This window comes from Hymenobacter perfusus, assembly GCF_003944765.1.
Lineage (GTDB): Bacteria > Bacteroidota > Bacteroidia > Cytophagales > Hymenobacteraceae > Hymenobacter > Hymenobacter perfusus.
In genome coordinates, this window is sequence record NZ_RWIU01000006.1 from 90,322 (window position 1) to 112,444 (window position 22,123).

The 22,123-nt window shown below is 62.0% G+C and carries 22 protein-coding genes; 12 read left to right on the plus strand and 10 right to left on the minus strand.

The window, feature by feature from the left end:
* Nucleotides 1-114 precede the first annotated feature (114 nt).
* Nucleotides 115-993: a 4-hydroxy-tetrahydrodipicolinate synthase gene (gene dapA / locus EI293_RS17060; protein ID WP_125439760.1), complete on the plus strand. Its 879-nt coding sequence runs from the start codon at nucleotides 115-117 to the stop codon at nucleotides 991-993.
* Between the two features lie 80 nt (nucleotides 994-1,073).
* Here the strand turns inward: dapA and EI293_RS17065 are convergent, their stop codons facing one another.
* From EI293_RS17065 to EI293_RS17075, 3 genes are all read right to left on the minus strand, one after another.
* Nucleotides 1,074-1,496, minus strand: coding sequence for a DUF3592 domain-containing protein (locus EI293_RS17065; RefSeq protein ID WP_125439761.1), 423 nt, complete (start codon nucleotides 1,494-1,496; stop codon nucleotides 1,074-1,076).
* Nucleotides 1,497-1,565: 69 nt separating this feature from the next.
* Nucleotides 1,566-2,303 carry a (Fe-S)-binding protein gene (locus tag EI293_RS17070; RefSeq protein WP_125439762.1) on the minus strand — a complete coding sequence of 246 codons (738 nt, stop codon included), beginning with the start codon at nucleotides 2,301-2,303 and terminating at the stop codon, nucleotides 1,566-1,568.
* Nucleotides 2,304-2,411: 108 nt separating this feature from the next.
* Nucleotides 2,412-3,266: a hydroxymethylglutaryl-CoA lyase gene (locus EI293_RS17075; protein WP_125439763.1), complete on the minus strand. Its 855-nt coding sequence runs from the start codon at nucleotides 3,264-3,266 to the stop codon at nucleotides 2,412-2,414.
* Between the two features lie 323 nt (nucleotides 3,267-3,589).
* Between EI293_RS17075 and EI293_RS17080 the strand changes: the two genes are divergently transcribed.
* From EI293_RS17080 to EI293_RS17100, 5 genes are all read left to right on the plus strand, one after another.
* Nucleotides 3,590-4,924, plus strand: coding sequence for a peptidoglycan DD-metalloendopeptidase family protein (locus EI293_RS17080; protein WP_125439764.1), 1,335 nt, complete (start codon nucleotides 3,590-3,592; stop codon nucleotides 4,922-4,924).
* A 282-nt stretch (nucleotides 4,925-5,206) separates the two neighbouring features.
* Nucleotides 5,207-5,692 carry a thioredoxin family protein gene (locus EI293_RS17085; RefSeq protein WP_125439765.1) on the plus strand — a complete coding sequence of 162 codons (486 nt, stop codon included), beginning with the start codon at nucleotides 5,207-5,209 and terminating at the stop codon, nucleotides 5,690-5,692.
* Nucleotides 5,693-5,768: 76 nt separating this feature from the next.
* A complete protein-coding gene (locus tag EI293_RS17090) occupies nucleotides 5,769-6,812 on the plus strand; it encodes an FAD:protein FMN transferase (protein ID WP_125439766.1) in 1,044 nt (347 codons plus the stop codon).
* A 100-nt stretch (nucleotides 6,813-6,912) separates the two neighbouring features.
* Complete coding sequence (locus tag EI293_RS17095; protein WP_317127228.1) at nucleotides 6,913-7,101, plus strand: DUF4266 domain-containing protein; 189 nt, start codon at nucleotides 6,913-6,915, stop codon at nucleotides 7,099-7,101.
* A 91-nt stretch (nucleotides 7,102-7,192) separates the two neighbouring features.
* Entirely contained in the window at nucleotides 7,193-8,482 is a 1,290-nt protein-coding gene (locus EI293_RS17100; protein ID WP_170170418.1) for a DUF3570 domain-containing protein, read from the plus strand.
* 85 nt (nucleotides 8,483-8,567) lie between these two features.
* Here EI293_RS17100 and EI293_RS17105 read toward each other — a convergent pair whose 3' ends face one another.
* The 3 genes from EI293_RS17105 to EI293_RS17115 form a co-directional block, all read right to left on the minus strand.
* Nucleotides 8,568-9,170: a hypothetical protein gene (locus EI293_RS17105; RefSeq protein ID WP_125439768.1), complete on the minus strand. Its 603-nt coding sequence runs from the start codon at nucleotides 9,168-9,170 to the stop codon at nucleotides 8,568-8,570.
* Nucleotides 9,171-9,373: 203 nt separating this feature from the next.
* Nucleotides 9,374-10,099, minus strand: coding sequence for a hypothetical protein (locus EI293_RS17110; RefSeq protein ID WP_125439769.1), 726 nt, complete (start codon nucleotides 10,097-10,099; stop codon nucleotides 9,374-9,376).
* Nucleotides 10,096-11,823, minus strand: a complete 1,728-nt coding sequence (locus EI293_RS17115; RefSeq protein WP_125439770.1) for a S8 family serine peptidase — start codon at nucleotides 11,821-11,823, stop codon at nucleotides 10,096-10,098. Before EI293_RS17115 ends, EI293_RS17110 begins: the two co-directional genes overlap by 4 nt.
* A gap of 483 nt (nucleotides 11,824-12,306) precedes the next feature.
* Between EI293_RS17115 and EI293_RS17120 the strand changes: the two genes are divergently transcribed.
* Entirely contained in the window at nucleotides 12,307-12,714 is a 408-nt protein-coding gene (locus EI293_RS17120) for a hypothetical protein (protein WP_125439771.1), read from the plus strand.
* Between the two features lie 466 nt (nucleotides 12,715-13,180).
* A complete protein-coding gene (locus tag EI293_RS17125; protein WP_044001972.1) occupies nucleotides 13,181-13,414 on the plus strand; it encodes a hypothetical protein in 234 nt (77 codons plus the stop codon).
* 45 nt (nucleotides 13,415-13,459) lie between these two features.
* On the opposite strand, the gene EI293_RS17130 is transcribed toward EI293_RS17125, so the two are convergent.
* The 3 genes from EI293_RS17130 to EI293_RS17140 all read right to left on the minus strand — a co-directional run bounded on the left by EI293_RS17130 (nucleotide 13,460) and on the right by EI293_RS17140 (nucleotide 16,158).
* Nucleotides 13,460-14,020, minus strand: coding sequence for a 2'-5' RNA ligase family protein (locus tag EI293_RS17130; RefSeq protein ID WP_125439772.1), 561 nt, complete (start codon nucleotides 14,018-14,020; stop codon nucleotides 13,460-13,462).
* A 102-nt stretch (nucleotides 14,021-14,122) separates the two neighbouring features.
* Nucleotides 14,123-15,517, minus strand: a complete 1,395-nt coding sequence (locus EI293_RS17135) for a M28 family peptidase (RefSeq protein WP_125439773.1) — start codon at nucleotides 15,515-15,517, stop codon at nucleotides 14,123-14,125.
* Nucleotides 15,518-15,591: 74 nt separating this feature from the next.
* Nucleotides 15,592-16,158: a SixA phosphatase family protein gene (locus tag EI293_RS17140; protein ID WP_125439774.1), complete on the minus strand. Its 567-nt coding sequence runs from the start codon at nucleotides 16,156-16,158 to the stop codon at nucleotides 15,592-15,594.
* A 261-nt stretch (nucleotides 16,159-16,419) separates the two neighbouring features.
* Between EI293_RS17140 and EI293_RS17145 the strand changes: the two genes are divergently transcribed.
* From EI293_RS17145 to EI293_RS17155, 3 genes are all read left to right on the plus strand, one after another.
* Entirely contained in the window at nucleotides 16,420-17,847 is a 1,428-nt protein-coding gene (locus EI293_RS17145) for a T9SS type A sorting domain-containing protein (protein WP_125439775.1), read from the plus strand.
* A gap of 90 nt (nucleotides 17,848-17,937) precedes the next feature.
* A complete protein-coding gene (locus tag EI293_RS17150; RefSeq protein ID WP_125439776.1) occupies nucleotides 17,938-18,978 on the plus strand; it encodes an ABC transporter ATP-binding protein in 1,041 nt (346 codons plus the stop codon).
* On the plus strand, nucleotides 18,975-20,534 hold the full coding sequence (locus EI293_RS17155) for a glycine betaine ABC transporter substrate-binding protein (RefSeq protein WP_125439777.1): 1,560 nt from the start codon (nucleotides 18,975-18,977) through the stop codon (nucleotides 20,532-20,534). The genes EI293_RS17150 and EI293_RS17155 overlap by 4 nt, the downstream gene beginning before the upstream one ends.
* Before the next feature lie 23 nt (nucleotides 20,535-20,557).
* Here EI293_RS17155 and EI293_RS17160 read toward each other — a convergent pair whose 3' ends face one another.
* Nucleotides 20,558-21,268, minus strand: a complete 711-nt coding sequence (locus EI293_RS17160) for a TIGR04283 family arsenosugar biosynthesis glycosyltransferase (protein WP_246010709.1) — start codon at nucleotides 21,266-21,268, stop codon at nucleotides 20,558-20,560.
* 155 nt (nucleotides 21,269-21,423) lie between these two features.
* On the opposite strand from EI293_RS17160, the gene EI293_RS17165 reads away from it, so the two are divergent.
* Nucleotides 21,424-22,110, plus strand: coding sequence for a response regulator transcription factor (locus EI293_RS17165; protein ID WP_125439778.1), 687 nt, complete (start codon nucleotides 21,424-21,426; stop codon nucleotides 22,108-22,110).
* Nucleotides 22,111-22,123: the final 13 nt, after the last annotated feature.

The following is a 22,123-nucleotide window of genomic DNA, read 5'->3' on the forward strand; positions in this document are numbered from 1 at the left end:
CGCGACCTGAGAGGCTCCAAGTCGTACTTTTAAGGATGAAAGGCCGACCTTGGGCAAGGGCATTGTATCTTCGCCGCAGGACTTCCCTCTACAAATCAACCGCTAATTTTCCGCATGGACAACCTTCGTGGTACCGGCGTCGCCCTCGTCACCCCCTTTACTCCCACCCCCGACCGCGCCGTGGACTACCCGGCCCTGCGCCGGCTCATTGATTTCACCATTGACGGCGGAGTGGAATATCTCGTCATCAACGGCACCACGGCCGAGTCGCCGACCCTCACCACCGAGGAAAAGGCCGAAATCCTGCGCGTCGCCAAGGAGCACGTAGCCGGCCGCGTGCCGCTGGTGTACGGCATCGGCGGCAACGATACGGCCGCCGTGGAGCGCACCATCCGCAGCACCGACCTCACGGGCATTGCGGCCCTGCTCTCGGCCTCGCCCTACTACAACAAACCCACCCAGCGCGGCATCGTGGTCCACTACCAGCGCCTCGCCGATGCCTCGCCGGTACCGGTGCTGCTCTACAACGTGCCCGGCCGAACGGCTTCCAACCTCACGGCTGCCACCACGCTGGAGCTGGCCCAGCACCCCAACATCATCGGCATCAAGGAAGCCAGCGGCAACCTGGAGCAGTGCATTGCCATTGCCGCCGCCAAGCCCGACGATTTCCTGCTGATTTCCGGCGACGATATGATGACGACTTCGCTCATCAGCTTCGGGGCCGTGGGCATCATCTCGGTGCTGGCCAACGCCTTCCCCCGCCGCTTCTCCAACATGACCCGCGCCGCTCTGGCCGGCGACTTCCCGGCCGCGTCCAAGCTGCTGTTCGGCTTCGCGGAGCTGAACCCGCTGATGTACGAGGAGAGCAACCCCGTAGGCGTGAAAGCCGCCCTGGCTGCCCAAGGCCTCTGCGCCGATGCCGTACGCCTGCCGCTGGTGGAAGGCTCGGAGGAGTTGAAGACGCGGATTGGGCAGTTACTCAGGAATATCTAACGTAAGTAGAATCTAACTCCATCAAAAAGCCCTTTTCTGTTCTAGCAGGAAAGGGCTTTTTGATGGAGTTAAAGTTTAACCTACCACCATTTGCACAAAAGACCCAACACAAAAACAACTATTGCAAGTAGAATTAAAGCACTTGATAATGGGCTTCTCCACCACGGTGTATGTAGCGTATTTTCTACTTCGCAACATTCGGAACGTAAAGAGTCATATCTAATACCAATTTCATTACCAACCACATAATCAAAGGAGTCATCATATTTAGGTGCAAAAACCTGTGCTTTTTGAAGTTGGCCAGCCCGATTTTTGTATTCAATATCTATTTGCGTGAGTGGGGCATTTTTCTGAGGAATACACCTCACTGCTACAATTACAGCAGTTGCAGGTATACCGGACTGCTTTAGATGTCGATAGCGCAGGAATTTGCGTAAATCTTTCAAAGCGAGGATCAGGCTAATTAGTATAACAGCGGTAAAAACCTGTTTCTGCTGTATCATTCAAAAACACTTTCTAAAAGTAATTGCCTGTCAAACGGCGAAACAGGCCAGTAAATGTTCTGTCAGGGGCTACCAGCCACTAGCCAGCACATCGGCCACGTGCAGGGTTTTGAGGGGCTTTTTCTCGCGGCGGATGTAGGCGTCGAGGTGCATGAGGCAACTGGTGTCGGTGCTGATGAGGTAGTCGGCGCCGGTAGCCAGGGCGTGTTCCACCTTCTGCTCGGCCATAGCTACCGAAATGGCCTCGAACTTCACGGCAAAGGTGCCGCCGAAGCCGCAGCAGGTTTCGGTTTCGGCCATTTCCAGCCGCTCCAGACCCGGCACGGCATCCAGCAGCTGGCGCGGAGCTTCGCGGATGCCACACTCGCGCAAAGCCGAGCAGGAGTCGTGGTAGGTGTACTTGCCGCTGAGCCGGGCCTGTGGAATCGACTTCACGCCCAGCACGTCCACCAGAAACTCCGTCAGCTCAAACGCCCGGCGCTGCACCCCGTGGTAGCGGCCCGAGTCGGGCGTGCCCTCGAACAAATCGGCGTAAGTGTTGCGCACCATCCCGATGCAGGAAGCCGACGGACTCACGATATAGTGCTCCGGCTCGGTGGGGAAATCGGCCAGGAACTTGCGGGCCACCTCACAGCTCTGCTCCTTGTAGCCGGCGTTATAGGCGGGCTGGCCGCAGCAGGTCTGGTTGGCGTTGTAGTGCACCTGGCAGCCCACCGCCTCCAGTACCTTCACCATGTTCAGGGCCGTGTGGGGGAAAAGCTGGTCAACAAAGCAGGGAATGAACAGGTCGACTTGAGGGGCTGGCATAATGTTAGAGGTTAGTAAGAACTGTCATTCCGACGCAGGAGGAATCTGGGTCAAATCGTTAGTACGGCTTAATCCAGATTCCTCCTGCGTCGGAATGGCAAAGTACAGCTAATGCCCCGTAAATATGCGCTGATTCCACTCCAGCGCCTCGGCCAGGGCCTCCCGATTCAGCTCCGGCGCGGCCCCAGCCTCGGCGGCAAAGTCCAGGAGCCGCTCGGTGGGCATGTTGCCTGTCAGCTCATCGGCCGCCATGGGGCAGCCGCCGTAGCCGCCCAGCGCACCATCAAAATAGCGGCAGCCGGCCTCGTAGGCGGCCTGCACCTTCTCGCGCCAGGTAGTAGGCGTGGTGTGCAGGTGCGCCCCGAAACGAATGTGTGGGTAAGCGGCCGTCAGCTCCCGGAAGGCGGGGGCAATGGTGGCCGGGGTGCTGGCCCCAATGGTATCCGACAACGCCACGATGCCCACACCCAGCGCGTCGAGCTTCTGGGTGAACTCGCCCAGCACGGCGGGGCTCCAGGAGTCGCCGTAGGGGTTGCCGAAGCCCATGCTCAGGTACACCACCTGCTCCTGCCCGGTGCGGGCACACAGCTCCTGCATGCGGGCCACGTCGTCGAGGGCCTGGGCAATGCTTTTGTTGGTGTTGCGCTGCTGGAAGGTTTCGGATACCGAAAGCGGGAAGCCGATAAACCGGATTTGCGGGTACTGGGCGGCAGTTTCGGCCCCGCGCAGGTTGGCCACAATGGCCAGCAGCTGGGTTTTTGATTGGTTCAGATCAAGACTGGCCAGCACCTCGGCCGTGTCAGCCAGCTGCGGAATGGCCTTCGGCGACACAAAGGAGCCGAAGTCGAGCGTATCAAACCCCACCCGGAGCAGGGCGTTGAGGTAGCCGATTTTATCGACGGTGGGGATGAAGGCGGGCCAGCCCTGCATGGCGTCGCGGGGGCATTCAGTGAGGTGGAGCATGGGTGGGAAATTTGAAGTCAAAGGTAGAAAGTCAAAGGGCAAAGTACCGGCCCTGTCATTGCGAGGAGGTACGACGAAGCAATGACAGGGCCGGTACTTGATCTACTCCCAAAACTCATACGCCTGTATTTGTCGAGGCAAGTGGCTGCTCCGCATGGTTTTCAGACTCCACCACAGGATAAAGGCTTTTCGAATTACAAGGCTTATCACCATGAAAAGGCAGGATTGCTTCGTCCTTCGTCCTCGCAATGACGGAAGCCGAACTACTCCGCCGCGGCTGGGGTTTATCCAATTACCTGTTCTCTATTATCCATCCCCGTTCCATGCTGCACCGACTCCGGGCTCTGCCCGCCGTTCTGTTTGTCCTATTTCTTACCGCCTGCAGCCAGAGCCAGACGCTGCAAGGCATCTTTCAGGCCCGCACCCCGCACGAGGCCTACGCCCACAAAATCAAGCAGGCCGGCCTCGCCGAAACGGCCCTGGGCCGCGACTGGCTGCGGGCCGCCGACCAGGCCCTGCGCGACTCGCTGGTGGTAAAGCTGCCCTTTCAGGAATCGGGCTTTTTCCCGGCCGACCGGGCCGTGGCCACTGGCCTGCGCTACCAGGTGCGGCAGGGCGAGGCCATCCACATCAGCCTCACGCTGGCCCCCGGCACCCGCGCCCCCAAGGTATTCGTGGATGCTTTCGAGCTGAACCCCGACCGCTCAGCTCCGCGCCCTCTGGCCTCGGCCGATACTGCCGACCTGAGCTTCCGCTACGTGGCCGAGGCCGACCGTCAGCACCTGCTGCGGGTGCAGCCCGAGCTGCTGCGCGGCGGCCGTTACACCCTGCACATCCGGCGGGAGCCGAGCCTGGGCTTCCCGGTGAAAGGCAAATCGGATGTGGCCGTGGGCTCGTTCTGGGGTGTTGATCGGGACGGTGGGGCCCGTCGCCACGAGGGCATCGATATTTTTGCCCAGCGCGGCACGCCCGCAGTGGCTGCCGCCCGCGGCTACATCACGCGGGTGCAGGAAACCCCGCGCGGGGGCCGGGTGGTGTGGCTGGCCGATACCGACCACGGCCAGCATCTTTACTACGCCCACCTCGATAAGCAGCTGGTGCAGGCCGGCCAACAGGTGAAGCCCGGCGATACGCTGGGCCTGGTGGGCAATACCGGCAACGCCAAAACTACCCCGCCCCACCTGCACTTCGGCGTGTACCGCAACGGTGCTGTGGATCCGTTCCCCTTCGTGCGCCGCGCCGATGCGGTGCTGTCGGCTCCGAAAGTGCTGCCGGCCCGCCTGGGCCAGTGGGTACGAGCCCGCGAAGCGAAGCTGAATCTGCGCCGCACGCCGACGACTACCGCCGTAGTGGCGGCCTCGGCTACCCGGGCCACCCCGCTGCTGGTGCTGGGCGCTACCGCTGAGTGGCTGCGGGTGCAGCTGCCGGCCGGCCGCACCGGCTTCGTGCCCGCCAAAGCCGTGCTGACGGCCGCCGCGCTGCGCCGCGAAAACCTGGCGGCCGTGGCCGAGCTTCGCTCCTTCCCCCTGCCCGATGCCCCCGCCATAGCCTACCTCCCGGCCCAGACGGTCGTTTCGGTGCTGGGCGAGTTTGGCGGCTACCGCTTGGTGCGCCAGGCCGATGGCCGCACCGGCTGGGTAGCGCTGCGGCCGGTGTAGGTACCGGTCTGGCAGCCGTCGGGCCGGTTGATGTAAGCTGAGGTTGCTACGTCATCGGTCAGAGGTCAGCTACCGACATCCATTCCGATAATTTTCTACCAGCTGCCCCGTTTCTTCACCCGGCGTTCATGCAGTGAACCGTACGTTTGAACCGGTGATTGGAGTAAAGAACGCGGGACTGCTTTTCAATGAAGTTGTTCCGCGTTTTTCTTTACAACGGCACGGTGGTTGCCCCGTACACGGCTCAGGATTTTCTGTTCTCTTTTCAAGACCGCCCTTCTGATGCGCACTCCCCTCTTTGCCGCCGCGTTTTCCCTGTTGCTGACCGGCTCCGCCCCCGTTTCCTTCGCCCAGGCCCCAGCTTCGGCCGCTACCACCGCTGCTACCTGGAACACTACCCTTGAGGCCGCCCTGCAGCAGGCCAAAGCCACCGGCCGCCCCGTATTGGCGGTTTTCTCGGGCTCCGACTGGTGCAAACCCTGCATTATGCTCAAGCAAGAAGTGTTCGACAAGCCCGAGTTTGAGCAATACGCCCAGGGCAAGCTGGTACTGGCCCGCTTCGACTTCCCGCGCAGCAAGAAAAACAAGCTCCCGGCCGAGCAAACCAAGCAGAACGAACAGGCCGCTGCCAAGCTGAACAAGGAAGGCTCTTTCCCGCTGGTGGTGCTACTCTCGCCCGAGGGCAAGGTGCTGGCCAAAACCGGCTACCGGGCCGGCGGAGCCACTGCCTACACCAATCACCTGAACAGCCTGCTGGCGCAGAAATAACCCGTAGTTTACCAGCGGCCGGTGCCCGATTTGTCGGCGGCACCGGCCGTTTCTTTTACCCTGTTCTGCTGCCGCCATGCTTCTGCGTTTTTTTCGGTTTTTCTGGCTGCTGGGCCTGCTGCCGCTGGCTGCCGCTGCTGCTCCCGGTCATCCGCGCAACTTCTCTAAGGAAGCCCGCCTCATGGGCTCCCACTTCACCTACACGGTGGTGGCCGATAACGATACGCTGGGCTGGAACGCCCTCAACGCCGCCATTGCCGAAACCCGCCGCATCGACCGGCTAATGTCGTTCTGGGATTCTACTTCCCAGATTACCCGGATTAACCGCGCCGCCGGGCTGCGGCCGGTGGCGGTTGACCAGGAAGTATTCGACCTGATTCAGCGTACCCTGCGCATCTCAGAGCTGAGCGGCGGGGCGTTTGACGTCACGTTTGCCTCGGCCGATAAGATTTATCGGTTCGACCGGCAGGAGCACCCACTGCCCGACGCAGCCGTGATGAAAGCGGCCGTGGCCCGCATCAACTACCGCAATGTGCTGCTCGACCCGACCAAACGCACCGTCATGCTCAAGGAGAAAGGCATGCGGATGAATCTGGCCGGCGTGCTGCAGGGCTACGGCATCCGACGGGCCCGGCAGGTACTGGACAAGCTGGGCATCAAAGGCGGCCTGCTCAACGGCTCGGGCGACATCCTGTGCTGGGGCCGGCAGGCCGATGGCTCCTTATGGCGCGTGGCCATCGGCGACCCGGACCACCCCGGCAGCATCTCCTCCTGGGTGCAGGTAACCGATGTGGCCGTGGTGACGGCTGGCAACTACGAGCAGTATTTTACCTCGGCCGGCCGGGTGTACGGGCACATCATCAACCCCGCCACCGGCATGCCCGCTACGGGCCTGCGCTCTGTCACCATTATCTGCCCCGATGTGGAGTTGGCCGACTGTTTGGATGAGGTCGTATTTGTGAAAGGGCCCGTCGACGGGTTGGCCTTCATCAACACGCTGAAAGGCGTAGATTGTACCCTCATCACCGACGACAACCGTACGCTGGTGTCCAAAAACATGCAGGTCCGCTACCTACGCAACAACGCCCCGGTGCCCGCCGTACCCGCTCCGCGGCCGTAGCGGCCGGCGCTGTTTCTTCGCCCTTTTTCTCCCCTCACCCGTGAACCGAATTCCTGTTTTTTCGCGCCTGCGCCTCCCTCTGCTGGGGCTGGTCGGGCTACTGGCCGCCGCTACCAGCCTCTCCGGCTGCGTGTCGGTGGCCGCTTATCAAAAAGTGTATCTCAACGACGAGGACATGAAGCTCGCCAACAAGCGGGTAGAAGTGTACGAATCCAACTTTGAAAGCTACCGGGAAGGAGCCGGCGGCGCCAACGGCGGCAAAGTCGGCGGCGGCTGCGGCTGCAATTAGCGGTTAGCTGGCTATCAAACCGTCATTCCGAGCTTGCCGAGGAATGACGGGCCAGAGGTTCCTTCCCCACACAACTCCCCTCGTTTTTACTATGAATTTCTCCTTTATTCTCCGCAGTAGCCGCGTGCTGCCGGTGGCGGCCGGGCTGCTGCTGCCGGGGCTGGCGCTGGCGCAGGGTGGGCTCACGCCCAACCGCATTGACGGCTCCGGGGTGCCTGCCACGCCTTCTGCTACTAACGTCAGTACGGCCTCACCCGGCGAAACGGAAGTGAACATCCTCGGCAGCTACTACCAGCAGGACGGCTCCCACGGGGCCGTGCAGGGCGGCCAGGGCACTGAGCAACTCACCGACGTCACGCCCACTATCATCCTCAACATCCCGCTCGATACCGTCAGCCGCCTCACGGCCAACATCGGCGCCGACTTCTACGCCTCGGCCTCCACCGACCGCATTGACGGCGTGGAAGGCCTGTACCTCTCCACCCCTTCCTCCCACGATGCCCGCTACCACGTAGATCTGGGCTACTCGCGTGAGAACAAGGCCAAACACCGCATCGTTGGGGTGGGCGGCGGCGTCTCGAAGGAGTACGACTACTTCTCGGTGAACGTGGCCGCCTCGTGGGCCAAGGCCTCGCAGGATGGCAACCGGGAGCTGAGCGTGGCCGGGCAGGCGTTCTTCGACAAGGCCAAGCTGATTTACCCCACCGAGCTGCGCACCGGCCAGATGCTGGTCCCCACCGACACGCGCCAGAGCTACAACCTGAACCTGGTGTACTCGCAGGTGATCAGCCAGCGGCTGCAACTGGCCGTGAGCACCGAACTGGTGTACCAGAGCGGGCTGCTGAGCACGCCCTTCCACCGGGTGTATTTCCAGGGCAGCACACTGCCGAAGGTGGAGCAATTGCCCCAGCGCCGCTTCAAGTACCCGGTGGGCCTGCGCGTGAGCTACTACGCTTCCGATTTGGTGCAGCTGCGTGGCTTCTACCGCTTCTACAATGATAACTTCGGCATTACGGCCCACACCCTGGAACTGGAAGCGCCGCTGAAGGTGACGCCCTTTTTCGTGGTGTACCCTTTCTACCGCTACCACACCCAGACGGCCGCCAAATACTTCGCCGCCTATGCCCAGCACAGCCTCGGCGACGAATTCTATACCTCCGACTACGACCTCTCGAAGTTCTCGGCCAACAAGTATGGTTTGGGGCTGCGCTACTCGCCGGTGTACGGTATTTCGCGTTTCAAAACGCCGTTCAGCAATGGGGCCGGTGGCCGCAAGGTGGCCAAATTCAAGTCGCTGGATGTGCGCTACGCCTATTACAAACGTAACATCGACTTCCAGGCCAGCGTGGTGAGCTTCGATCTGGCGTTCACCATGCCATAGCCATAGCATAAGGCCAAGCAGCAAAAAGCTCCGCCCGATACGATATCGGGCGGAGCTTTTTGCTGCTTGGCCTTATGCTACCTGCTTATTCGGCTACTACCACGGCGCGGCCCAGCTTCTTGGAGTAGGCCAGCCGACGCTCCCGGCCATCGGCCGAAGGATAGTCGAAGCCCACGGCGCGGGCATCCTCCTTTACTGAAGTCCAGGTCTGGGCGTCCACGTTTTCGGGCTGGGTGGCGGTGCGGGCCACGGCGGGCTGCATGAACCGGTCTTCGCTGAAGAAGTTGTTCATGCCCTGCAAAATGGCAATTTCCTTGTCGCGCACGGTAGCGGCCTGCGGGTCATCCAGGTTCCGCTCGTTGATGAGGGCCGTAGCCGGCATCATTTCCTTGCGCAGGGTGTCGCCGGTAGGTCCCACAATGATGAAGTAGGCCTGCGACGTGGCAATTTTGGTTCCCCGCAGTTGCAGCACGAATTTGTCCTTGGTTTTGGGACTGGAGAAGCTGTGCGCCGCATTCACCGTGCGCAGCACCGTCTGGGCCGACACGCGGCCCCGGTTGGCTTCGGGTGTGGGCGTGAAGACGCGGTCAGTATTTTTAGAAGTCCCCACCTCGCGCTCCGTGTTGATGCAGGAAGACAGCTGGAGCAAAAAGAGGGCTCCGGCGGCGGGGAGTACAAAGTTTTTCATGTAAGAGGAATGAACCATCGTTAAACCAGTTCGGCAAAATACAAAACCTACCACCAGCTATACCAGCAGCAATCGGGAGAAGTCCCCTGAGCCCTGTGAGAGCAGAGCCGGCCGGGGGCGGTTGCAACAGCAACCGGTTACAGGCCTATTTACGGGACAAATGCAACGGCAGGCTATACCAACCGGGCTTTTTTCCCTGATTTTTAAAACAATCCCAGCTCCAACCCCACCAGCCAGCGCGGAAGTTCCACATAGACCGGATTCGCTCCGGCGGTAAAAGTATCGGAAAGGCGGTAGCGGGCCGTGAAAGCGTACCGGCCGCTGCCCAGTCGGGTAGCCACCCCGAAGGGCCAGCGGCGCAGGTAGTTCAGGCCGTGCTCGACTACCACGGTGCGGGCACTGCCGCCGGTACCGGGCTCGTCCTCGGTACGGTGCGACGTGGCCATCACCCAGCCGCCCCAGCCGCTCAGGTCCAGGTAGCGGCCAATCACGTTGCCGCGCCGCCCGAAGCCCAGCCGCACAAACGGCTCCAGCTGCACCTGCGACAACACAATGGACTCCTGCTGGTGCAACGTGGCATCGGGCAGCAGCTTCTGGCTGTTCTGCTCCAGGGCGTAAACCAGCCGGGCATAGCGCACATCAAACCCTACCGAAGCCGCGTTGTTGAGCCGAAACTTATTGCGCACTCCAATGAACGGCTCCGCCGATTTGAAGTACCGCAAAGCGGCTCCGCTGCCGTCGGGGCGGCCTATCACGGGCGCGTACCCTAGCAACAGGTGCTGGTAAAACCGGCGGTTGGGCCCGTAGCTTACCTGCATCGAGTCAGTAGCGGGGTCGGCCCGGAACAGCACGCGCTGCGCCTGAGCGGCTGGGCCAGCGGCCAGACCCAGCGCCAGCAGTGCGCCGGCCGTAATCAGACGGATATTCATTGACCGGAATACGTTTCAGTGTAGCCTTTGTAATGCACCCGCAGTCGGGTACCGGCCGTAAGGCGCGCCAGCGGCAGCCGCAGCACGGCCCGCTGGGTTACTTCCAGCACCTCATAGCGCAGCAGGTTGCCCTGGGCATCGAGCAATTGCCAATACAGGTACGCGGGCGGCGTGGGGGCCACCTGCTCCTCGGGCTGGGGTGTGGGCGGTACCGGGCGGGCCTGCTCCTGCCCCACGGCCGCTACCGGCGCGGCCCCGGCCGGCGTGACGGCCTGCACCGAATCGGCAAATAGCGGCAGCGTGCGGGCCGGCACAAACGCCGCCTCCGCCCGGATAATCAAGCGCACCAGTGAATCCTGCCGGACAAAATCGAACGTGGGCGCGGTAGCGGCGGCAGCCGGGGCGGTGAAATAACGGGCCTGCAGCAGGCCGTAGCCGTGGGCGTAATCGAAGTACGGATAGAGCTGCCCGGCCTGCTGCAACTGCCGGAACAGCTCCATTACCGATAAATTTCGCTGCTGCTGCCACACGCAGGCGGCAAACCCGGCCACCAACGGACTGGAAAACGACGTGCCTTCGGTACGGGAGTAGCCGCCCGGCACGGCCGTAATAGCCGCCCCGAAAGCCGCCACGTTGGGCTTGAGCCGCTTGCTTGGAGCCGGCCCGTAGCTGCTGAACTCGATGTGCAGGTAGGTATCGGGGTCGAGGCCTCCGACGGCTAGTACCGAGTCGCCATCGGCGGGGGTGCCCACGGTGCGCCATTTGGGGTCGTCACCGTCGTTGCCGGCCGCGTTTACCACCAGCATACCCTTGCGCACGGCCAGTTCGGCGGCGCGGGCCACTAGGCTCGTGCGGCCGTTCATCTGCTCAGGGAAATAGCGCCGGTCGGTGTAGCCCAGAGAGGAATTGATGATGTCGGCTCCGTTACGGTCGGCCCACTCGGCGGCGGCCAGCCAGGCCTCTTCCTCGGCGTACCGCTCCCGGTACATCTGCTCGGTGCGGGCCAGCAGAAACTCGGCCCCAGGCGCCAGGCCCAGGTAGGTACTGTCGGGCAGCTGGCCGGCAATGCAGGATAGCACCTCCGTGCCGTGGTTGCCGCCCTGATACACATCGGGCGTGTGGCGCAGAAAATCATAGGTAGCCACAACGGCCTGCCGCCGCCGCAGGTGCGCAAACGCGGCGTGCTGGTCGGCCCCGTTGAAGCCCACGTCGAAAATGGCAATGCGCAGGCCCTGACCGTTGAGGCGGGCCTGCCGGAAATCGGCCCCACCCAGGGAAGCCGTCTGGCGGCGGGCCAAGGAACGGTCGGCGGCCGTCAGGGGCCGGGCCAGCGCGGCGGGCCGACTGGCGGGGAGCAGATCATGCGTAGGCCACGCTTCCACGCTGCGCACGCCGGGCAGCCAGCGCAGGCGGGCAGCCTGGGCCGGCGTCGCCCGACAGGCCACCGCGTTAAACCAGCGGCTCACCAGCGTCACCGTATCCACGGCCGACTGCACCCGCGCCACGTAGTCGAGGCGAACCGGCAAGTCGGTGCTATCGGCGGCGGGCAGGTGCTGGCGGTGGCGGCGGGCCTGGGCGGCCGGGTGGAAATAGGACGTCGGCCGCAGCGTCTGGTGGGCTTTATCCCGAAAGCTGACCCAGTATCGGGCGGTGGGCAGTGGCTGCGCATGCACCCGGAGCACAATCAGAGTGAGCAGCAGCCCTGGAATGAGAGAAAAGCGCAAACGAAAAAACGATAAATACAGCGGTAAATTCTTGAACTTCCGAAGATACGATAAAGGCGGTATGCCGGCATTACACCACTGGCCAGCTGGGGCAATGTACCTCCTCGCTCAGCCTTTATCTTGTGCGTCAGCGTCGGCATAATTGTTTTCTATCTCGTTTTTTCTTTATGAAATATTCTTTGCCAACTTCTCTACTTACTGTAATCTGCGAGATTGAACTACTCATGACCCTGATAGTTGTGCTCCCCGGGAAAAAATATACCGCGCTGCAAACGCAGCAACCTGCTACGCCCCGGTCACGCGACCAGTTATAGGCAGAGAAAACTAATCTGCAGGAAGAAACTTCCGCACAAGGAAGAGCTGCGCACCAGCTTAATTTCCAAAAAATAGCCGGTAGGTTAATTAAATATCACCTTGAGCCGAGCGCCCTGGCTACTCGAATTAGCAGCCGATTTCTACGACAAGAAACAGTGAATTGCGGATATGCAGCGCATTGCAGATCAGCAGAATACCATCTTAAAAGCACTCCGCAAGAAAGCAAATGACACCCTATCGGAATTTAATGCGCAGGATTTACCAGTAGATGTGCGCAACGGCAATGTGCAGGTGTCACTTTCCGGGCAAATTTTGCTCGAATCTGGCGCTACCGAAGTAGATGTAAAAGACCAGGAAGCTCTGAGCAAACCAACCGCAATCCTGAAGGAAAACCAGGATGTGAACGTGCTGGCAGAAGGCACGGCTGGCATACACGAAAACCGGGATTCGAGCGTATGGCAGGTCACGAAAATCACCCGGCTCTTCATCCACGCCGGGTTGCCAGCCGTACATATAACATCCTATAAACGTGCGCAGTACGTTCCCACAGTCCAGAGCGACTCCCCTACTAAGTAGGCGCTCAACCGCCATACCGAAAGTATTTTACCCCCAAAGTCTGACGAGCTATTTCAAATTCCGGAGCAGAATTAACGGCTGTCCATCAACAAAGAAAAACAGCCTTTTCCGGTGCTCAAAAAAGGCTGTTTTTATGTCATAAAATTATTTCTCCGGCCTATTGACACAGGACACCAACGGTCAGATAAGCTTCTGGCAGCCACCCGTATTTTACCAGGGAAGATTGTGCGGCGGCAGAAGAAACCTAGCTGGCTTATCATCGTATGGAGTACTGAATTCGGACGGACCGCTATTTTGCCGGCTGTTAGTCTCACTTTTCAAATACCCTGGCGGTAATTATTTTGCTGCTTATCAATTGTTTTTCCGGGTAGCCGTTACCTCATTTTAGTCGGTTTATTTGTCAACCCCGGAAAAAACCTTCACCTTTGACTCCCGCTTTTTCTCTTCAAATACTATTTTCACTCCCATGGCAACTGCTGACCTGAACAAATTGCAACAAATTCTGGCTAACGCCGAAGATAATGACGCCGTACTGACGCAAATCCGGAAGCATGTAGCGAAGGTGAATGAGCTGATGAGCGAGCTGAATACAATGCTCGACCCCGAATACAAAGTGGAAAAGAAGGAGCGCAAGCCGCGCGCCGTAAGCACCACCGGCAAACGCCCCGGCCGTCCTAAAAAGAACGCCAGCGCCGAATAGCCTGCCCCCGATATTTACCGAAAACCCTGGCTTCCTTATTATAGGTTAGCCGGGGTTTTTCGCGTTTGGTGGCAACGGTAGAATGAACCGTTCTACTTCCTGCCACATCTGCCCATCGTGGTGGAAAAAGGCCAGTTCCTGCAACCAGCCGGCCGCCTGATACGTGCGCCGGGCAAATTCCTGCCGCAGACCTGCCACCAGCGCCGGCGGCAGGTCGCGGGTGGCCAGCGTGACGTGGGGCACGAACGGACGCTCGGGTTGCGGTACAACCGGTAATTCCAGCCGCAACTGGGCATAGAGGGCCGCGTGAAACTGCAGCAGCCCGGTATCCTCGGTTACCCGCACGTATAGCGTCCGGTCCTGAAACCAGGCAAAATTCTCCAGTCGGAATGCGCAGGCAGCTTGCTGGCGGGCGAAACGAGCCAGCAATGGCAGAAGTTCGGTGGCAAACGTAGCAGGCTGCCGCAGCGGCGGCAGCAGGGTAATGTGCGGCGGCAGGCGCACCACGTTGCGGCTCCCCGTGCGACGGTGGATTTCCTGTTTGAGATTCCACACCGCACTATGCAGGGGCTCAGGCAGCAACAAAGCAAGCAGGTACAATGGCATCAGGAAGACGAACTGACATGGTTCCACATACGAAACCCCGTACCAGAGTGCTACGCAAACGGCAGCATCTGATACGGGGCGGAAGTACCAAAAGGCGGAACCTTACAAGCCGTATTTACTAATCAGGTACACCAGCGCGGCCATACTGGCCCCACCCAGCTCCAGCTCGCGGCGGTTGACTTTGTCGAACGTGTCGGCGGCGGTGTGGTGGATGTCGAAGTAACGCTGCGAGTCGCAGTCGAAGCCGATGAGGGCTTTGACCTGGCTTTTCAGGGGCTCGATATCGGTGCCGGAATGGCCGGGCTGAAACTCGGCGCTACCGTAAGGGCGCAGCAGCGGCTGCCAGGTCTGGATTTTGCGTACGGTGGCGGGGTCGGCCTCAATATTGAAGCCCCGGGGCGTAAAGCCGCCGCCGTCCGATTCCATGGCGGCCAGATGCTTCTCGCCGAGGACCTTAGCCTGCTCGGCGTACTTGTTACCGCCGCGCACGCCGTTTTCCTCGTTCATGAACAGCACCGCCCGCACGGTGCGCTCGGGCCGCAGGCCGGTGGCTTTCAACAAGCGCAGCACCTCCATGCTCTGGGTGCAGCCGGTGCCGTCGTCGTGGGCACCCTGACCCAGGTCCCAGGAGTCGAGGTGGCCGCCGATGCTGATGATTTCCGCCGGGTATTTGGAGCCCTTGATTTCGCCGATGACGTTGTAGCTCTTGGTTTCGGGCAGCTGGCGGCAGCTCATTTCCAGCTCCACGGTCAGATCAGAATCAGCCTTCAGCAACTGACTTAGCTCGTCGGCCCCGTTGGTGCTGAGGGCGGCGGCGGGCACTTTGGTCCCGTTCTCGTCGTAGCGCATCATGCCGGTGTGCGGAAAATCATCGTGGGCCAGTGAGAGGCTGCGCACCAACGCCCCCACGGCACCACGCTTGGCGGCCTCGGCAGCGCCGCTGCGGCGCTGGTCACCGGCCTCACCGTAGGCCCGGCCGGTTTCCACGTGCAGCGGGTTCATAGGGCGGTTGAAGAACACAAATTTGCCTTTCACCTTGTCAGCGGGCAGCGCGGCCAGTTCCTGGAGGCTTTGCACCTCAATCACCTGGGCTTTCAGCTTGCCATTGGTACCTACCGAGCCGCCCAGGGCGCACACATTCAGCGTCAGGCCCTTGCCTTTAGAACCCTTCACCTGAGCTTTTTCCTTCGCGCCCCGCTCCCAGTGCGGCACCATTACTTCCTGCAGATACACCCGGTCGAGGCCCATTTTTTCCATCGTCACCCTGCCCCACTGCACGGCCTGTTCGGCCTGGGGCGAGCCGCTGAGCCGGCCGCCAATCTGGCCGGTGAGGTAGCGCAGGTTTTCGTAGCTCTGCCCGTGGGCCAGCGCCTCGTCGTAGATTTTGCGGATGGCCAGCGAGTCGGTAGTGGTGGTTTGGGCGGTGGCCGCCAGCGGCGCGGTGGTCAGCAGCACGGCAGCCAGCCCCAGGGCCCGGCGGAAAAAAGGTGTACGCATCAGGAAAGGAGAGAAATAGGAATTCGCGTAAATGTGCCCAATAGAACCGAAACCAACTGCAGGGTTGCCTGCATTTAGTGACTGACGGCGCCGTAGCGGCGGGCTGTGGCCGTGGGCTGGCGGGTGGAGTCGCGGGGGATGCGCACTTCCAGCAGGTAGTCGTACTCATTGTCGCCGATAGTAGGCACGGGCCGGGTGGCCCCGAAGGCTTCCACCGTTTCCAGAATGGTATTGGAATGCCCTACTACCAGCACACTCCTGCCCCGGTACTCCTGCCGGACGCGGCGGGCCAGGGCCGCCAGTTGCCGGGCATCGTACGTTTGCACGGGCAGTTTGAGGTTATCGGCCAGGGGCTGGGCAGTGCCTTTGGTACGGGCGGTGGCAGTGCTGAACACGCCGGCCAGCATACCGTTGTTCTTCAGCGCCTCGCGCAGGGCCAGGGCCCGCTGTTGCCCGGCCGCAGTCAGCGGCGGGTCGGCCAGCCCGGGCGTCAGCTCCTTCTCGCCGTGGCGCACGATGTAAATGTGGGTATCGAGCCCTTTGGCATAGTGGTTCTGCAAAACCTGACGGCCGCAATTGCTACCGAGCAACAGCACCAGTAAAGCCGATAAAGCCAGCAGCGGAGAAAGGCGACGTTTCATAAACAGAGAAGGTGTTTTTAGAGCTGGAAGCAGGAACTGGCCAGATGCGAACAAGCCACAAAGCAAGGGACTTTTCGGGCAAATAGAGCAGCTACACCACCGGAAAATCGAACCAGCATTTTTCGGCTAATTTCTGGCATTCCAGTTAGGCCGCCTCGAAATTATGCCATAGTTTTGCACGATCCTACCCCTGCCCGGCCACCACTCCCTTGTGTGGCAATCAATTACGACCCGATTACGCACCTGCATCCATTCTTTCCTATGCTCAAAAAACACACTCTGCTCACGGCTGCCCTGCTGGCAGGCGCTGCCGTGGCGCACGCTCAGGCCGTGAACAACGTCACGGAAGTCGTCACCAGCTTCGGCGGTTTCTGGCAAAGCTCGGCCACGGCCAAAAACCCCGTCAAACCCAACAACTCGCACGATCTGCTGGCCTTCTCATTGAACGGCGTCCGGTATTCCACCGGAGTTGATGACGCGTTGCTGGGCACGAACAACCTGACCTTCACGCCCGCGCAGTTCAAGGCTCTGCCCGTGCTGGCACTCAGCGGAAACGTTGGTGGCAACACCAAAGTCGGCCTAGGCGAACTGTACGACAACGTATCCAACGGTGCCAGCTCCCCGGCCCCGGCCAACGACATTCCGTTTTACCTGCGCGACGGCCGCAACGGCCTCAACCTGGGGACGGGCGCGGCCAACGTGCCCAGCGGCACCCTCGACTTCTCCATTTCCGAAGTTGTGGCTACCTCGTTGGGTGATGGCACCCCCGATATTCTGGTAACGCAGATTGCCGATCCGGCCGGTTCCCAGGACCAGTACCAGTTCCTGGATGCCAACAACCAGGTTATCGGCAATACCGTGACGGTGACCTTCACCAGCATTAATCCGGTGGGTAACTGGACGGCTGACTTCTACGAAGCCTCCCAGCGGCCCATGAGCCTGACCGCCGGCTTCCGCAACACCGACCGGGACCTGCGCCTGTGGGCCGCCGATTTGAGTGCTTTTGGTATTACCAACGGCAACGTGGGCAGCATCCGCAAATTCCGGGTGCTGCTGAGCGGCAATAGCGACCTGGCTTTCGTGGCCTACAACGCCCAGACGGCTACCTTCTCCAACCCGCCACTGCCCGTGCAGCTGACCTCCTTCGGGGGCCAGGCCACGGCCACGTATTCCGAGCTGACCTGGAATACGGCCCAGGAGGTAAATTCGGAGGCGTTTGAGGTGGAAGCCAGTGCCGATGGCCGCACGTTCCGGCCAGTGGGCCGGGTAGTGGCCGCCGGCAACTCCACCCAGGCCCGCCGCTACACCTACCGCCACGCCACCACCCAGGCCGGCCCGCGCTACTACCGCCTGCGGCAAGTGGACCGGGACGGCACCAGCGCCTACTCCTCGGTGGTGACGCTGACGGCTAAGCGCACCGCCGGCACTGCCACCGTCACGGCCGCGCCCAACCCCTTCCACGAGAAGCTGGAGCTGTTCGTGAGCAGCCCCGGCGCAGTGCCCGCCTCGGCCACCGTCACGCTCACCACGCTGGCCGGCCGCACCGTGTACACCCACGATTTCAGCCGCCGCCTCAGCCAGTCGGCCGTGCTGGAGCTACCCGGTTTATCCGCGCTGCCAGCCGGTTTGTACCTGGCCCGGGTGGTGCTCGATGGGAAGGTGACGGTGCTGAAAGTGGAGAAGAAATAAACTTCCGGCCCCTTTGCCGGGTAGTACCTGCGAGGCCCTCCCCATTCGGGAGGGCCTTTTTGGTTGATTTGCGTTTACCTTGACTACCCTATGCCCCCGGACGCTCCCGTTATCGAAGCCCGCCACCTCACCCGGCATTACGGTTCCCAGGCCGTGGTGCAGGACGTGTCGTTTACCCTGCAAGCCGGCGAAACGCTGGTGCTGCTGGGTCCCAGCGGCTGCGGCAAAACCACGCTGCTGCGCATGCTCAACCGCCTCATCGAGCCCGACGCCGGGACCGTGGTCATTAACGGGCAGGACGTGCGCCAACAGCGCCCCGAGCAGCTGCGCCGGGGCATCGGCTACGTGATTCAGCAGGTGGGTTTGCTACCACATTATACGGTGGCTGAAAACGTGGCCGTGGTGCCGCAGCTGCTGGGCCACCCGCCGGCCCAGGTGGCGGCCCGCACCGAGGAGCTGCTTCGGCGGCTGCACCTGCCGCCGGAACGCTACGCCCGGCAGTACCCCCACCAGCTGTCCGGGGGGCAGCAGCAGCGCGTGGGACTGGCCCGCGCCCTGGCCGCCGATCCGCCCATCATTCTGCTCGACGAACCCTTCGGGGCGCTGGACCCCATCACCCGGGTCAGCATCCGCCGCGAGTTTCGGGAGTTGCCGGAGCTGCGCCGCAAAACCGTGGTACTGGTAACGCACGACGTAACGGAAGCCTTTGAGCTGGCCGACCGGATTCTGCTGCTCAATGCCGGCCAGACCCAGCAGCTGGGCACGCCCCACGAGCTGCTGTTCCGCCCCGCCAACGACTTCGTCCGGCAGTTCTTCGAGGACGAGCGGTTGGGCCTGCAACTCCGCACGTTACGGCTGGCTGACGTATTGACAGCCGGATTTTCAGCTTCGCAATCAGACGACTCAAGTATCTATCAATCAGCTACAAATATCCTTACACCTAATGCAACCATTCAGGCTGCTTTGGAGCTACTGAGCCAGGCATCCACCACGGCGGCCCAGCCGTTACCGGAGCCAACGGTGTGGGTTAGTGCCCCGGCAAACCGGCCGGATTTGGCCCCGGTTCCGCTCACTTACGCTACGCTCATGGCAGCTTTCGGCCGGGCGGTGCAACAGCTTTCCGCCGCATGAATACCCTCACGGAACTACTCACTTTCTGGCAGGCGCAGGCCGATAAGCTGGGCCAGCAAACAGTGCAGCACATCGGCCTGACGGCGGCTTCGTTGGTGCTGGGGGTGCTGGTGGGCGTGCCGCTGGGGCTGCTGCTCACGCGCCGCCCCCGACTGACCCCGTGGGTGCTGGGCGCGGCCGGCGTGCTGCAAACAATTCCCAGCATTGCTCTGCTCGGCTTCCTGATTCCGGCCTTGGGCATCGGGCCGGGGCCGGCTATTCTGGCCTTGTTCCTGTACTCGCTGCTGCCCATCGTACGCAACACCCTCACCGGCATTCGGGGCGTGGATGCGGCCGTGGTGGATGCGGCCCGGGGCCTGGGCCTCACCGATGCCCAGGTGCTGCGCCGGGTGGAGTTGCCGCTGGCTTTGCCGGTACTGCTGGCCGGCATCCGGACGGCGGCCGTCATCAACGTGGGCGTGGCCACGCTGGCGGCCTACATTGCGGCGGGCGGCCTGGGCGAGTTCATCTTCGGGGGCATTGCCCTGAATAATCCGGCCATGATTCTGGCCGGAGCCATTCCGACGGCGCTGTTGGCGCTGGTATTTGATGCCGCGCTAGCGGGCGTGCAGCACCTGACCGGCCGCCGCCTGGTGTGGGCCGGGCGGACGTTGCTGGTGGCCCTGCCCCTGCTGGCGGGCCTGTACCTGCTGCCCCGGGCGAACAGTAAGCTGCTGGCCGGTTTCAGCCCCGAGTTTGTGGGCCGTTCCGATGGATTGCCGGGGTTGCAGCGCCTCTACGGGTTGCGGCCGGCCTCGGTAGTACTGGCACCCGCCCTGGTGTACGAGGCCGCCCGCCACGGCGACGTGGACCTGATCGACGGGTACTCCACCGACGGCCGCATCCGGGCCTACGACCTGCAGGTGCTGCGCGACGACCGGCACGCGTTTCCGCCCTACCAGGCCGTACCCGTGGTACGGCAGCAGGTGCTGCGGCAGCATCCGGAACTGGCGGCAGCGCTGGGTCGCCTCGCTGGCCAGCTTTCCGATTCCGTGATGACGGAGCTGAATTACCGGGTAGATTATCGCCACGAAACGCCCCGGGCCGTGGCTGAGAGCTTTCTGCGGCGGCGCGGGCTGTGGCAAGCGGCCCGGCCGGTGCAGGGCGGCGTTATCCGGCTGGGCTCCAAGATTTTCGGGGAGCAGTATATTCTGGTGGAGCTCTACGCGGCCCTGATCCGGGGATACACTAACCTGGGCGTGGAGGCCAAAACCGGCCTGGGCGGCACCACCATCTGCGCCGAAGCGTTGCGCACCGGGGCCATTGATATATACCCCGAATACACCGGCACCGGCCTGCTGGTGGTGCTGCAGCCGCCCACCGCTGTAGTAGACTCGTTGGGGCCGGACCCGGCGGCGGTGCTGCGCTACGTGCGCGGCGAGTACCGCCGCCGCTACCAGCTGGAGTGGCTGGCCCCCATCGGTTTCAACAACACCTACGCTTTGCTGATGCGCCGCCGCCAGGCCCGGCAGTTAGGCATTGCCACGGTATCGGAGCTAAGTGCTTTTTTGCGTTGAGTCAGGCAATGAAGCCGAGCCGTTCAACTCGTAACCAGTCGGCGGTAGAGCCGCACCAGCCGCGCCTGCGGTACGCCCAGTCGGTAGAGCAGCGTGAGCAGCGTGAAGCCGGCCTGCAGCCGCACTACGCCATTTTGCAGGTATTTGCGGGCCGAGGTGGTCACGCTGGCCGGCAGCACCCGAAACGACCCGTGCCGCCGCAGCCGACCCACAATTTCCTGGTCCTCCATCACCAGTAGTTCGGGCCGGAAGCCACCCACGCGCTCAAAAACTTCCCGCCGTACAAACAGGCTTTGGTCGCCGAACCGGATGATATCCACATCAAAACGGGTACACCACCCGCTCAGCCGCAACAGCCAGTGTGAGTGGTCGAACCGCAGCCGGAAACAGCCGCTGCCCGCTCCGGAAGCTACCGCCGCCCGGATGGCCGCCACAAAGCCCGGCGGCGGGTACGTGTCGGCGTGCAGGAAGTAGAGGATTGCGCCGCTGGCCGCCGCCGCGCCCTGGTTGAGCTGAATGGCCCGGCCGCGCTGCGGGCAGGCCACCACCCGAGCCCCGTGCTGACGGGCTACGGCCGCCGTGGCATCGGCACTGCCGGCATCGGCTACCACCACTTCCATCGCCGGGTCGGCCCCGGCCCGCAGATACTGCAACAAAGCCGGCAGCCCGGCCGCTTCGTTATAGGTTGGGATGATGATGCTGACCAAAACCGGCGTGGCGGGAACAGGTAACACGGTACAGACGGCGGCAAAAATTGAGAGGAAGCGCAAGGTAAAGCCCTTCCGCGGATAGGTATCCGTCAGGGTGTTTTGCGGCAGTCGGAGCCGGCTTCATCCGTCCTTCACGGCGTTGCTGCGTATGTTGCATCATCACTTAGCGTCACGGCCCCATGCACGTTCTCATTATCGAAGACGAAAAAAGTCTGCACCACGAGGTGCAGCAGTTCCTGGTCCAGTCCCAGTACCTCGTCGATTCGGCGTACACCTACGCCGAGGCGTCGGAGAAAATATTCGTGAACAGCTACGATTTTGTGCTGCTGGACCTGGGCCTGCCCGGCGGCGACGGCCTGGATCTGCTCCGCGAAGCCCGCCGCAACGACCGGCAGGAGGCCTCCTTCATCATTCTGACGGCGCGCGGAGCCATTGACGACCGGGTGAAAGGCCTGGACCTGGGGGCCGATGACTACCTGCCCAAGCCCTTCTCCCTGCTGGAGCTGCAAAGCCGGATGCAGGCCATCACGCGCCGCAAGTTCGGGCTCAAGCGCCAGGAGCTCACCTTCGGCAACGGCTTCCAGCTCGATGCCACCGGCCGCACCCTGCGCTACCACGACCAGGACGTGGCCCTCACCAAAAAGGAGTTCGACCTGCTGCATTATCTGCTGCTGCACAAAACCCGCGTCCTCACCCGGCTGCAGCTCGGGGAGCACCTGTGGGGCAACGTGCTGGAAGACGACTCCGACTCCAACTACATCGACGTGCACATCAAAAACCTGCGCAAAAAGCTCGGCCAGTTCGCCCCCGCCGACTTTCTCGAAACCGTACGGGGTATCGGGTACCGCATGGCGGGTGATAATTAAAAATTAAAAGCCA